At 70.9% G+C, this 12,711-nt stretch carries 9 protein-coding genes and 1 pseudogene; 5 read left to right on the top strand and 5 right to left on the bottom strand.

Going from position 1 to position 12,711, the window contains the following annotated elements:
• Positions 1-95: 95 nt before the first annotated feature.
• Positions 96-821: a nucleotidyltransferase domain-containing protein gene (locus PV679_RS28325; RefSeq protein ID WP_319683296.1), complete on the bottom strand. Its 726-nt coding sequence runs from the start codon at positions 819-821 to the stop codon at positions 96-98.
• Positions 822-998: 177 nt separating this feature from the next.
• Between PV679_RS28325 and PV679_RS28320 the strand changes: the two genes are divergently transcribed.
• A complete protein-coding gene (locus tag PV679_RS28320; protein WP_319683285.1) occupies positions 999-3,656 on the top strand; it encodes an ATP-binding protein in 2,658 nt (885 codons plus the stop codon).
• Positions 3,657-3,741: 85 nt separating this feature from the next.
• Entirely contained in the window at positions 3,742-4,611 is an 870-nt protein-coding gene (locus PV679_RS28315) for a pentapeptide repeat-containing protein (protein ID WP_416069821.1), read from the top strand.
• Positions 4,612-4,660: 49 nt separating this feature from the next.
• Here the strand turns inward: PV679_RS28315 and PV679_RS28310 are convergent, their stop codons facing one another.
• From PV679_RS28310 to PV679_RS28295, 4 genes are all read right to left on the bottom strand, one after another.
• Complete coding sequence (locus PV679_RS28310; protein WP_319683284.1) at positions 4,661-6,025, bottom strand: serine hydrolase; 1,365 nt, start codon at positions 6,023-6,025, stop codon at positions 4,661-4,663.
• A gap of 157 nt (positions 6,026-6,182) precedes the next feature.
• Positions 6,183-7,076 carry a helix-turn-helix transcriptional regulator gene (locus tag PV679_RS28305; RefSeq protein WP_319683283.1) on the bottom strand — a complete coding sequence of 298 codons (894 nt, stop codon included), beginning with the start codon at positions 7,074-7,076 and terminating at the stop codon, positions 6,183-6,185.
• A gap of 117 nt (positions 7,077-7,193) precedes the next feature.
• The gene (locus PV679_RS28300) at positions 7,194-8,276 is read right to left on the bottom strand and encodes a terpene synthase family protein (protein ID WP_319683282.1); all 1,083 of its coding nucleotides are present in this window, start codon (positions 8,274-8,276) and stop codon (positions 7,194-7,196) included.
• Between the two features lie 498 nt (positions 8,277-8,774).
• Positions 8,775-9,392, bottom strand: a complete 618-nt coding sequence (locus tag PV679_RS28295; RefSeq protein WP_319683281.1) for a TetR/AcrR family transcriptional regulator — start codon at positions 9,390-9,392, stop codon at positions 8,775-8,777.
• Between the two features lie 145 nt (positions 9,393-9,537).
• Between PV679_RS28295 and PV679_RS28290 the strand changes: the two genes are divergently transcribed.
• From PV679_RS28290 to tdh, 3 genes and pseudogenes are all read left to right on the top strand, one after another.
• Positions 9,538-10,344 carry a phosphatase PAP2 family protein gene (locus tag PV679_RS28290; protein ID WP_319683279.1) on the top strand — a complete coding sequence of 269 codons (807 nt, stop codon included), beginning with the start codon at positions 9,538-9,540 and terminating at the stop codon, positions 10,342-10,344.
• A pseudogene (locus tag PV679_RS28285) lies at positions 10,341-11,312 on the top strand (hypothetical protein); the annotation flags it as partial. The gene PV679_RS28290 and the pseudogene PV679_RS28285, both read left to right, overlap by 4 nt.
• A gap of 303 nt (positions 11,313-11,615) precedes the next feature.
• Positions 11,616-12,644, top strand: coding sequence for an L-threonine 3-dehydrogenase (tdh, locus tag PV679_RS28280; RefSeq protein WP_319683277.1), 1,029 nt, complete (start codon positions 11,616-11,618; stop codon positions 12,642-12,644).
• Positions 12,645-12,711: the final 67 nt, after the last annotated feature.

The following is a 12,711-nucleotide window of genomic DNA, read 5'->3' as shown; positions in this document are numbered from 1 at the left end:
TCCAGTACACGGATGATCCTCCGCCTTGGGATCGCACGCACCAGACGTCGCAGGCCCCGCCCTCCGGGCGGACGGCGCTATGTGTCAGACACGTCCTAGCCTTTCCCGGTCCTGCCCGCGACGCCCTTCCGGCGGTAGCCCTCCCACAGGCGCCCGCCGGCCGGGGCCAGAAGCTCCTCCACGAGGGAGACCAGCGCCTCGGTCCGGCCGTCGAGGGCCGCGCGGACCGCCGCGTTCAGCCGGTCGGGCAGGCCGGGCCGGGCCTCCGCCAGGCGGCGCGACAGCCATTTTCCGCCGCCCAGCCACGCTCCGTCCGACAACAGGACGAACTCGGCGGTCCGCCGGGCCAGTTCGCCGACGATACAGAGCCGCTCTCCCGGGTCGGCGCAGCCGGCGAGATCGTCCAGGAGGTCCGTCAGCGTGTAGCGGCGGTCGTCGAGTTCGGACTGTGTCGCCCTCGGCGGCCCCGCCTCCACCAGTTGACGCGCGTGTGCCTGGAGGAGCGTGCCCGCGCCGTCGCGGTCGAGCAGCAGCCTTCCGGTCGCGCACATCAGGAGAAGGGGAGAGCGGCGCCTCGGGATCTCGCGTTCCACATAGCCGTCCCAACTGCTCCTGGTGTGGACGAAGAGTTCGACCGGCCAGCCGGCGTGGCGCAGCGACTCGCGGTACGGAGCGGGAGCACCGTCCAGGAGGACCACCACATCAAGGTCGGAGAACGCCGTACGCCGCGAGGTGATCACGCTGCCGCAGAGAAAAGCGGCGTACGCCCGCGGGTGGCGCTCGCCCACCACGGCCGCTGCCGCGGCCACCGGATCCGCCATCATCTCCATGCGGGCACTCTTCCAGCCGGGCCGATCTCGCGCCCTGTGTTTCCTACTCGCGAAACGGCCGCGGCACAGGAGAACGGCCGAATCCGTACGGGTTAGGGCCCGTTGAGGGGGTTTCGGGGCTACCCTCGACTCTGACCTGCGTACTGTTCGAGAAGGGGAGGGATTCTTGTGTCCTGGCCGGAGCCCTCGGGCGTCCTTCCCTTGTTGGAGCGTGAGCCCGAACTGGCGGCGGCGGCGCACGCCATCGACCGGCTGTGCGGAGAAGTGTCCGCCGGCGGACTTCTCGTCTACCGGGGCGCGGCCGGGCTCGGTAAGACCGCGCTGCTCGCCGAGGTGCGCCGGCTGGCGACGGGACGCTGCGCGGTGTGGTCCGCCCGTGGCGGCGAGACCGTCACCTCCGTGCCCTTCCATGTCGTACGGCAACTGCTCCAGCCCGCACTGACGGTCGGCGAGCCCGCCAGTGAGGCCGCGGACGCGCGGGAGCTGCTCGGCGACCGGTACGAGATCGTCGGTCCCGCGCTCGGGATAGCACCGCCCGGGGAGCAGCACACCGATCCGCAGGGCGTCAGGGACGGCCTGGACACCGTGGTCGGACGGCTCGCCGAGGTTCATGGCCCACTCGTCCTCGTCGTCGACGACGCGCACTGGGCCGATCTGGAGACCCTCGCCTGGCTCGCCTCCTTCGCGCAGCGTCCGGCCGGCGGGACGCCCGTCCTTGTCGTCGTCGCGTACCGCACGGAGGAGGCCGTCGGCGCGGCCGAGCCGTATCTCCGGGCACTCGGAACGGCGGCCAAACTGCTGGTCACGCTGCGCGCTCTCACCTCCGACGCCACGGCCGGGCTCGCGCGTGCCGCGCTGGGCGAGCGCGCCGACGATCCGTTCTGCCGTGAGGTGTGGGCGGTGACCGGCGGCAACGCGTACGAGACCGTCGAACTGCTCGCCAAGGTGCAGGACAGCGGACTCGCACCTGTCGAGAGCTCCGCGGGTGAGCTGCGCGCCCTCGGAGCGTCGGCGCGTGGAAAGGGCCTCATCGCCAGGCTGGAGGAGCTGGGTACCGACACCACCCGGTTCGCCTGGGCCGCCGCGGTCCTGGGCACCGACATCTCTCTCGAACTGGCCATATCGCTGTCCGGAATGAAACGGGACGAGGCCGAGGAGTGCGCCGAGCGGCTGCGGGCGGCACGCATCCTCGTGGGCACGGACCCGCTGGAGTTCGTCCATCCGCTGATCGCGGGCGCCGTCTACCGCGCGATCCCGGCGGGAATCCGGGCCGCCATGCATGGCGTGGCCGCCTGGGCGGTCTCGCGCAGCGGCAGAGGAGCGGCGGCAGCGGCGCCGCATCTCCTGCATGTCCATCCGGACGGCGATTCCGAACTCGTCGAGCAGCTTCGCGAAGCCGCGGCCGAACACCTCGCGGTGGGAGCGCCGGACGCCGCCCGGCGCTGCCTCGAACGCGCCCTGATGGAGCCGCCGTTGCAGACGGTACGTCCACGGGTGCTGTACGAACTGGGCTGCGCCACGCTGCTGACCTCACCCGCCACCACCGTCGGACATCTGCGGGCCGCGCTCGACACCCGTCGGCTCGACGACGACCTGCGCGTGGATGTGGTGTTCCGTCTCTCGCAGGCGCTGACACACAACAACCAGACCAGAGAGGCCGCGGCGGTGGTGGCGGCCGAGGCCGCCCGTACTCCCGAGGGCCCTGCCAGGATGCGGCTCCAGACGGCGCGCTTCCTGTGGGAGGGAGTGCAGGTCGGCGAGGACGACGGCCAGGAACGCTCCCGCCGGCTCGCCGCGATGGCGAGCGGCCTCACCGGACGGGACAACACCGAACGGATCCTGCTGATGCTGCGGGCCTTCGACGGTACGGCGCGTGGCGAGAGCGCCGAGGAGATCGTCCAGATCGGTGAACGAGCGCTGGTCAACGGCGAATTGGCGCCCGGCGTCGGCTGGACCGACTCGGAGTGGGGCTTTGAGCCACCGGCCCTGCTCGGTCTGTCCTATGTCTTCGCCGACCGGCTCGACCGCGCGGACAGCCTGTTCACCGAGGCGCTGCGGGCCTTCGAGATCTCCGGCTGGACCGGCGGGCATCTGGCCTTCGCTCATACTCTCGTCGGGTTCGCCCATCGCAGACGTGGCCTGCTCGCCGACGCCGAGATGTATCTGCGCGAGAGCCTGCGCCTCGCCGACCGTGTCGGCGACGGACTCCCGATGCACTTGAACGCGGCGTCCATGCTCATCGACACCCTGCTGGCGCGCGGCCGTGTCGACGAGGCCCAGGAGGCGGCCGAGCGTTATTCCTTCTTCAGTCCTGTGCCCTCCTCGATCGCCATTCCCGACGCGCCGTCCGTACGCGGCAGGCTGCTCCTCGCTCTCGGCCGTACGAAGGAAGCCGTCGTCGAACTGGAGTCGGCGGGACAGGCGTTGACGGCTCGCGGACGGCACAGCGTCGTCATGGCTCCCTGGGCCTGCGACCTCGCGCGGGCGCTCGCCGACGAGGACCCGCACCGCGCCGCCCAGCTCGCCTCCTACGCTCGCGACAGGGCCGAACGCTTTGGCACACACACCGCCATCGGTGTCGCCCTGTGCTGCGCCGCGTCCCTGAAGGAAGGCCCGGCCAAGGTCGAACTGCTGGCGCAGGCCGTCGCCCATCTCGAAGCCTCGCCGTGCGCTTACGAACGCGCCATCGCGCGGGTCGACTACGGCATCGCGGCTGGATTCCCGGCCGAGCTGGCCGGCGGTCTGGAGCTGGCCGAGCGCTGTGGCGCCGACGGACTGGCGGCGCGGGCCCGCCGGGCGCTGGAGTCCGACCGCATGCCGCGCTGACCGGACGCCGCCCCTTTCCCCACGCGCCGCGGCGGTACGCTCACCGTGACCGACGCGCCGGCCGCTCAACAGGAGACCAGGACCCTTGTCCGACCAGCCAGACCTCACGGACCCGCCGCTCGAAACGGATCCGCCGCTCGAAGGAGCGGGCACCGCTTCCGGCTCCGGTCTGCGGGCCGACTGCGAGAACTGCTTCGGGCTCTGCTGTGTCGCGCTCACCTTCTCGGTCTCGGCGGACTTCCCGGTCGACAAGGCCGCCGGAGAGCCCTGCCGCCACCTTCGGACGGATTTCCGCTGTGGCATTCACCGCGGCCTCAGACAGCAGGGCTTCCGCGGATGCACGGTGTACGACTGTTTCGGCGCGGGCCAGCAGGTCTCTCAGGTCACCTTCGGCGGACGGGACTGGCGACAGGCCCCGGAGACCGCCGAGCAGATGTTCGCCGCACTTCCGGTCATGCGCCAACTCCACGAGCTGCTCTGGTATTTGAACGAAGCCCTGACACTGGAGCCGGCCCGTGCGGTCCACGGCGAGATCCGGCTGGCTCTGGACAGGACCGAAGCCCTCACCCGGACCGGCCCCGAAGCCCTGCTGGAACTGGACGTGGCGGCGCACCGTGCGGACGTCAACACCCTCCTGCTGCGTACGAGCGCGGCGGTACGGGCCCAGGTCCCGGGCAGGAAGAAGAACCGCAGAGGAGCCGATCTCTTCGGGGCGAGGCTCAAGGGCGCCGATCTGCGTGGCGCCGATCTGCGAGGCGCGTATCTGATCGCCGCGGATCTGCGCGGCGCCGATCTGAGGCTGGCCGATGTCATCGGTGCGGACTTCAGGGATGCCGATGTGCGCGGCGCCGACTTCACAGGAAGCGTTTTCCTCACCCAGACGCAGGTCAACGCGGCACAGGGCGACGCCGGCACGCTGCTGCCGGCGTCGCTCGTCCGTCCCGCCCACTGGTAGATCCGGCCCGTCCGCCTTCCTTCCGATGCCTCCGGCCCGCCGTCCGCGCTCACAGCGTGTCGCGGCGCCGGTACGCGCGCTGTACGAGGAAGAGCGCGAACCCCGCGAGACTCGCGGAGCCCGTGAAGGCCAGGGACAGGAGGTCTTCGGACCCGGTGTCCTCCTCCTTCTTGACGGCGGCACGGGTGTCCTTCTTGACGGCCGCACCGGCGGGCTGTGCCACCGGCGCGGTTCGCAGCGCCCCGGCGACTGGGCCCTGGCTGTGGCCCGCCTTCGCGGCCAGACGCGGCGGGGCCGGCGGCGGCGGAGGCTTGAGCGAGCCGACCGGAGTGACGCGTGCTCCGGCCCTGAAGCCCCAGTCCAGCAGCTCCCGGGCTTCTTCGTAGACCGCGTGCACACCGCCCCACTGCGGGTTCATCACCGTCACAAGGATGGTGCGGCCACCTCGGCGGGCGGCCGCGACCAAGGTGTATCCGGCGTCCGTGGTGTAGCCGTTCTTGACGCCGATCAGGCCGCGATAGGGCGCGACTCCGTCCTCACCGCTCAGCAGACGGTTGGTGTTCTCGATGTCGAAGGTGTAGCCGTCTCCGGGGAACTCCGCCTCGCGGGTCGAGCTGTACCGTACGAACTCCCGGGAGGCGAGCCCGGCCCGGCCGAAGACGGCCAGGTCGAATGCCGAGGACACCTGCCCCGGGGCGTCATAGCCGTCCGGCGACACCACATGGGTGTCGAGCGCGCCGAGTTGTTTCGCCTTCTTCTGCATCTGCGTGACGGTGGAATCCCAGCCGCCGTTCATCTTGGCCAGTACATGCACCGCGTCATTGCCGGAGCTGAGGAAGACGCCCCGCCACAGGTCCGACACCTCGTAGGAGAGTCCCGCCGAGAGGCCCACCAGACTGCTGCCGTCTCCGACATCCTCAAGCTCGGCGTCGGTGACCGTGTGCTCGGTCCGCGCGGGCAGACGGGGCAGCGCGGTGACGGCGAAGAGTGTCTTGAGCGTGCTGGCGGGCGGCAGCTTGAGATGGGCTTCGTGGGCCGCGAGAACATCACCCGAACGGGCGTCGGCGACCAGCCAGGACAGCGCGGAGAGATCGCGCGGAGGCGCGGGCGCACCGGGCGCGGGCCGCACCTGTGTGCCCGGCTTGTACAGCAGCCCGCCGTTGCCGTTGGCCGGGGAGGCCGGGGCCGTCGGAGACGCTGAAGCGCTGGACGAAGCGGAGGCCTTGGCCGAGGCGGACGACCTGGGCGACGCGGAAGCCGCGGTCGCGGGTGCGCCGCGCCTGCCGGCCCCCGCGACCGGAGCCGTTCGGGAATCCGCGGTGGCCTGTGTGGGCGCAGGCAGGAGTACCAGCAGGCCGGTGGAGACAGCCACCGTCCCGGAGAGTGCGGAGCGCATCACGGATCTGATGATCATTCCGCTGACTTTAGGAACGGACCGTGCCGCGCGCACGGCGCATGAGCCGACCGGATGTATCTGCGCCCCGTCCGGCCCACGACCCGCCCTCACCCGGCTCCGGCCTTGTCGTGCGGTCGGTTCGTCGCTCGGTTCATCGGTTCATCGGCTCATCGGCTCATCGGTCGGCGGGAGCGGTGGCCGGGCCCGACCCCGCGTCCGGCGTGGCGGGCGCGGGCATCGCCTCGACGCCGATCACGGCGAGAAGCCGGAGCTTGTCCGCGGCCTCGGTGCCCGGAGCCGCCGAGTAGGCCGCGATCCGCAGATCGCAGCCGGGCACGATGAGGGTGTCGCAGTCCACGGCCACCGGTCCGACGTCAGGGTGGTGGACGGTCCTGGTGTCGGTGTCGTGGAAGCCGACGATACGGGAGTTCCACAGTCCCGCGAAGCGGCTGCTGGCGCGCCGCAACTGCCCGACGAGGAAGCGCAGCCGTACATCGGTGGGATAGCGGACCGCCGCGGACCGGAGGTCGGAGACGATGGCCGCCTCGAACCGCGCCTCCTGTTCGGGCGTGTGGGTGATCCGGCTGGGCAGGGCGGTGAAATGCTGCCAGGCGGCGTTACGGCCGCGTTCGGACACCGTCGTCGGGTCTCCGACGAGCGCGGCCCACAGCGGATTCCAGGTGATCAGATTCCAGGCGGCGTCATGGACGCCGAGCGGGACGGCCGCGAGCTGGTCGAGAAGCCGCCGCACACTGGCCGGAATGTGGTCCGAGACCCGGTCGAGGGCCGGCGGAGACTGTCCGGCCAGCAGGAACAGATGCCGGCGTTCGTCGTCGGACAGCCGCAGGGCACGCGCCAGCGAGGTGAGGACCTGGACGGAGGGTGAGGTCGCGCGCCCTTGCTCCAGCCGGATGATGTAGTCCACGGACAGACCGGTGAGCTGGGCCAGCTCCGCGTGGCGCAGCCCGGGCTCCCGGCCGGGCTCGCCCGCGAGGAGTCCCGCCTCGGCCGGTGCGATCCGGTCACGCCAGCGCTGCAGAGCCGTGCCCAGCTCTCCGTGTCGGGTCATGGAGTCAGTATCAGCGCGTACGGCGAGTGCCGCCTGGTACCGCGAGTACACGGGAAACGCGCGCGGACTCCGCGCGCGCGGAGCGCGAACACGCCGGGCGCGGGGCCGGCGGCACGGTCAGCGCGCCGTGTCGAGCTGGTCCCACCACCAGGAGATCGTCGGGAGCGGAAGCGGCTCGGCGCTGTCGTCGGCCGGATGCTGCTTCCACCATCCGCCGGGTGTCGCCCTCGGTGCCGACGGCACCGCGTAGCGCGGGCAGACGGAAGCCCAGTCGAGATGGCCCCGGATGAACTGGCCCAGCCCTTCCACATACTGGCGAAGATCGTCGTCCGCTTCCTTCGCCACCTGTGCGGCCAGCCGGTCGAAGAGGACCATGACGCGGTCCCGCATCGCCACCGCCCGTACGAGAGCGTGGTGCGGATCGCAGCCGAGTTCCTGGCACAGCACATCGATCAGATTGAGATTGTCGCCGGCCCGCTGCAGTTCCTTGTTGCGGGAGTAGAGGTCGTTGTCCCAGCTCACCAGCGTCCAGACGATCTCGGTGAGCGCGCGCACGCGCGGGTCCTCCAGGTCGTCGTCCGGCACGGAGAAGCCGCCGGCGACCTCGATCAGCGCCGTGAACGGCGCCATTCCGATGGCCCGCATCCACAGCGTGACGTAGTCGTCGAGCGAGGGCAGCTTCGGATCGCGGCGCCAGGACGCCTCCCACACCAGCCCGGAGGTGTAGACGCGCATCGCGTCCGTCAGACGGCGAAGCTGCCGCGGCGACGCGAACCGTTCCAGTTCGAGCCGGAGCCCGCGCAGCGCGGCCGTGTGCGGTGAGTCGCCGGCGGAGTGCGCGGCCGGAGCCTCCATGGCACGCATGATGCGCGAGGTTTCCTGGGCCAGCAGATCCGCTGTGGCCCCGGACTCGTCGCACACTCCGTCGTCGAGTGAGAAGAGCACGGCGTAGAACTTCGACACCACGGTGAGCGTCTCGACCGGCCCGTACGGCATCGTCGAGGCGGCGAGGCCGCCGAAGTCACACACGGCGAGCCGCTTGAGCTGATGTTCTTCGGTGTCGAGGCGTTGTCCGAGCATCCAGCGCACCGTGCGGTCGTTGAGGACCTCGGCGGAGGGGTGCCTGGCGGGTGGCACCGGACAGTAGAACGGCACAGCCGGAAGCTGCTGGACCAAGCTCTGTTCCGAGACACAGGTCATGATCGGCCTCCTGGTGCGGAGAAGTGCGTGACGCGCAACGCGGACAAGGTGTTATGCCGTTCGGGTGGAGCGTATATGCCCGTGTCCGATCGTCAACAACTATGCAATTGGCCACTGCTGGCTGGAATTGACTGACTGTGAGCTTCACCGATCAGCGCGAGGCATCACCTGCGGGGCCGCTGCCGTCCAGAGCGCCGTCCAGAGGCGCCAGAAGCGCGGTCGGTCGGGAGTTCTGGTGACCGTTCGTATCGCATGCGCGCAGCGGTGTGATCACTGTTGCTACGTCATTGAGCGGTGCCGCGGTGGGACGGAAGTGCGTGGTCCGCCTCCGTATCCGCACCGCGCCCCGGTCGCCGGCGGTCGATCCGCGCACGGCTCCCGGCATGCCGATGGGCCCCTCCAGAAGGAGAGGCCCACCGGCCGGGAAGTGCGCCGCCCCCGTCCCCACGGTGCGGCGCGGGCGGGCCGTCGTCATCCGCTCGGACGACGGCACGCCGTTCATGGGTGCGCGGCGGCTCGCAGGCCGAGCGCGGGAAAGACCGCGGACTCCAGGAAGCGCGTGAGATACGCCTCGTCCGCGTACCGTCCTTCCAGTATCGGCCGCGCGCGCATCATGGCGATCAACTGGGCGGCCACAAACTCGGCGGCGGGGTTGTCCGCAGTGAGCTCGCCGCGCGCCACGCCACGGGCGATCATGGCGTCGACGGCGGCGATCTCCGGTTCGATGAGGGTTTCGCGCAGCGCTCGCAGCAGCTCGGGATTCTGCAGGGCCGCATGGCTGAGCGCGTGCATCAGCGCGGTGTCGCGACCGGAGCCGGCCGTGGCCGAGCGGGCCACCGCCAGCAGGTCACCGGCGAGAGTGCCGGTGTCGACGTCCGCGAGCAGGACGCAGCGGGTGCCGCGCAGCGCGGCGGCGACGAGCTGCGGTTTCGTACGCCACTGCCGGTAGAGCGTGGATTTGCCGCAGCGGGTGCGGGCCGCGACACCTTCCATGGTCAGCGCGTCGTAACCGCCTTCTCTGAGCAGGTCCAGCGCGGCGTCGTAGAACTCCATCTCCCGTTCCGGCGTGATCTTGGAGCGGCGCGGCGGCGTCATCGTCTCTCCCTCTCGCATCATCGATACGCCAGTGTACCGATACGCGAGTGTACCGATACGGAGGCGTATCGGTACACTGGCGTATCGATAGGGCGTGGTCCAGACCACGTCGCCAACCATGCACGTTATTGATGATTCATGTGCCTCGTCCATGCAAGGGGGTCGGGTGAGTACCGACCGCACTGGGCCCGCCGAACGGAAGCAGGACACTTCCGCCCGACCGCCTCTCCTACGCGAACTGCTCCTCGTCGCCGGGCTGTTCCTCGTCTACAAATTCGGCAGGCAGATGGCGAACGGCCATACCGGCGAGGCGTTCCGCAACGCCCGCCGGGTCTGGGGCCTGGAGCGCGACATCCATCTGCCGGGTGAGGGCGGCGTACAGGGCGTACTGCTGCACAGCGAGACGCTGGTCCGGCTGGCGAACACCTATTACGCGAGTGTTCACTTCCCGGCGACCGTTCTCTTTCTCGCCTGGCTCTACTGGCGCCGGCCCGGCCACTACGTATGGTCGCGCCGGATCCTCACCGTGCTGACCGGCGCCGCGCTCGTCCTGCATCTGCTTCTGCCGCTCGCGCCGCCGCGCATGCTCGCGGCGACCGGGCTGGTGGACACCGGCCAGGTGTACGGGCCGACGGTGTACGGCGAGGCTCCCGCCGCCGACTCGATGGCGAATCAGTTCGCGGCGATGCCGTCGCTCCATGTCGGCTGGGCCCTGATGGTCGCCGTCGGACTCATCGTGGCCACGCGTTCGCGGTGGCGTGTGCTGTGGCTGCTGCATCCGTTGGTGACGCTGCTGGTGGTCGTAGGCACCGCCAATCACTACTGGCTCGACGCGATCGTCGCCGTCGCCCTGCTGGCGGGCGCTCTGTCGGTCATCGGACTGCCGCGGCAGCGGCGCCGCGGATCCCTGGTCGTGCGGTCCGCCGTCCCGGAACGCACCGCTCCGCTCGTCGCCTCAGGATCGGCGCGATGAGCGGCGCGATGGCGGTGGCCATAGCGCTGTCGCTGGTCTCGGCGGTGGCGTACGCGCTCGCCGCCGTGGCCCAGGAACGGCTCGCCGCCCGTACGGAGACCGGGACCGGCCTGCTGCGGCTGCTCGGTCGTGGCGCCTGGTGGCTGGCGGTGGGGCTGAACGCCGGCGGGGCGCTGCTGCATGTGGTGGCGCTGACATACGGACCGCTCACCGTCGTCCAGCCGCTGGGCGCGCTCACTCTGGTCGCGGCCGTGCCGCTGGGCGCGCGCCGCGCCGGCCGGCAGGTCAGCCGCGGTGAGTGGCGCGGCACGGCCTGCACACTGGCCGGTCTCGGGATCATCCTGCTCACGGCCGCGGGCACCGCGCCGAGTGACACGCTCACGCTGCCGCAGGCACTGGGTGTGGCGGGTGTGGCGATGGCCCTGGTCGCTCTGCTGACCAGGCCGGGAGCCCGTCCGGGCCTGCGGCACGCGGCGGCCTCCGGGATCACATCGGGCGTCGCCTCGGCCCTCACTCAGACGGTCACCGTCGCCGCGACGGCGCGCGGCACCGACGCGCCGCCGATCTGGCAGACGGCGGCCGTGGCCCTGCTGGTCGCGGCCTTCGCGTCGGGCGGTCTGCTGCTGTCGCAGACGGCCTACCGAGGCGGACTCGGAGCGCCACTCGCGGTGCTGACCCTGGCCAACCCGGTCGCGGCGGCCGCCATAGGCATGACGCTCCTGGGCGAACGGCTCCAGGGAGGCGTCGCGGGCGCGGCGGGCGCACTCGCCGGGGCCGTGGTCGCGGCACGTGGAGTGGTCCTGCTGACCCGGACGGCGGCGGCGAGTGCGGCGGAGGCCGCCTCCGAACCGGCGGCCGTACCGCCTTCCGTCCCGGCGGTGCCGGTACCGCTGCCGGAGACGGCCGCCGCCGGAATACCGTCGCCGCGCGTCCCGGCCGAGCCGGCGCTCCTCGCCGCCGCGCGGCCGACCGTGCCCGCCGTGGTCGTCGCCCGGTTGGCCGTGTACGGCGCCGCTGTCTGGGGGATACCGAAGCCGGTGCCGCCGCGGCCCGGTGACTTCGCCGCGAGGAGGTCCGGCGGCGTGGATTCTCCCGGCCACACGCACTGGCCACGGAGGCGCCGGAGGCGTTGCCGCGCCAAGGTGTGAAGCTGCGCTGTTGGGCCGCTTAAGAAATCCTCGATGGACCGGACGGCCGGCGCTCGGCAGATTGGTGCGTGACAAGGTCGGCGATCATTCCGGCCGGCACCATTACCCCCGGGAGCGCCACCCATGAAGGCACTTGTGAAGCAGACGGCCGAGCCGGGGCTGCGGCTCATGGATGTGCCGGAGCCGGAGACCGGCGACGGCGACGTGCTGATCAAGGTTCTCCGTACCGGCATCTGCGGTACCGACCTGCATATCCGCTCCTGGGACGGCTGGGCGCGGCAGGCCGTGACGACACCGCGCGTCCTCGGCCACGAGTTCGTCGGCGAGGTCGCCGCGGTCGGCGCCGGCGTACGGGACATCGCCGTCGGCGATCTTGTCAGTGGCGAGGGCCATCTCGTCTGCGGCAAGTGCCGCAACTGTCTCGCCGGCCGCCGGCATCTCTGCCGCAGCACCGTCGGTCTCGGTGTCGGCCGCGACGGCGCGTTCGCCGAGTACGTCGCACTGCCCGCCTCGAATGTCTGGGTGCATCGCGCCGAGGTGAGCCTCGATGTCGCCGCGATCTTCGATCCGTTCGGCAACGCCGTGCACACCGCGCTGTCCTTTCCGCTCGTCGGCGAGGACGTACTGATCACGGGCGCGGGCCCCATCGGGATCATGGCCGCGGCCGTCGCCCGGCACGCCGGCGCCCGCAATGTCGTGATCACCGATGTCAGCCCGCACCGCCTGGAACTCGCCCGCAAGGTGGGCGCCACCCTCGCCCTCGATGTGTCGGACACCGATATCGCCGAGGCGCAGCGGCGGCTCGGCCTCAAGGAGGGCTTCGACATCGGCCTGGAGATGTCCGGTCGTCCCGAGGCCATGCGCGACATGGTCGACAACATGACGCACGGCGGCCGGATCGCCATGCTCGGCCTGCCCGCCGACGAGTTCGCCGTCGACTGGTCGAAGATCGTCACGTCCATGATCACGATCAAGGGCATCTACGGCCGTGAGATGTTCGAGACCTGGTACGCGATGACCGTGCTGCTCGAAGGAGGTCTCGACCTCACTCCGGTGATCACCGGGAGCTATGGATACCAGGACTTCGACGCCGCGTTCGACGAGGCGGCCACCGCCCGCAGCGGCAAGATCATTCTCGACTGGACCGCCTGACCGCCTGACCGCCTGATCGTGCGGCCTTCAGGCCGTCCGGCCCGGCAGTCAGACGGTCCAGGGCGTG

Origin of the sequence: Streptomyces sp. AK02-01A, assembly GCF_033795305.1 — a bacterium.
Classification (GTDB): domain Bacteria; phylum Actinomycetota; class Actinomycetes; order Streptomycetales; family Streptomycetaceae; genus Streptomyces.
The sequence above is the reverse complement of the archived record's forward strand: the minus strand, read 5'-3'. Positions and strand labels throughout refer to the sequence as shown.

Excerpts from the sequence above, each read along its gene's own strand:
- PV679_RS28325 (WP_319683296.1), bottom strand. The coding sequence starts at position 821 with ATGGCGGATCCGGTGGCCGCGGCAGCGGCCGTGGTGGGCGAGCGCCAC.
- PV679_RS28310 (WP_319683284.1), bottom strand. The coding sequence starts at position 6,025 with ATGATCATCAGATCCGTGATGCGCTCCGCACTCTCCGGGACGGTGGCT.
- PV679_RS28305 (WP_319683283.1), bottom strand. The coding sequence starts at position 7,076 with ATGACCCGACACGGAGAGCTGGGCACGGCTCTGCAGCGCTGGCGTGAC.
- tdh (WP_319683277.1), top strand. The coding sequence starts at position 11,616 with ATGAAGGCACTTGTGAAGCAGACGGCCGAGCCGGGGCTGCGGCTCATG.
- PV679_RS28300 (WP_319683282.1), bottom strand. The coding sequence starts at position 8,276 with ATGACCTGTGTCTCGGAACAGAGCTTGGTCCAGCAGCTTCCGGCTGTG.
- PV679_RS28295 (WP_319683281.1), bottom strand. The coding sequence starts at position 9,392 with ATGATGCGAGAGGGAGAGACGATGACGCCGCCGCGCCGCTCCAAGATC.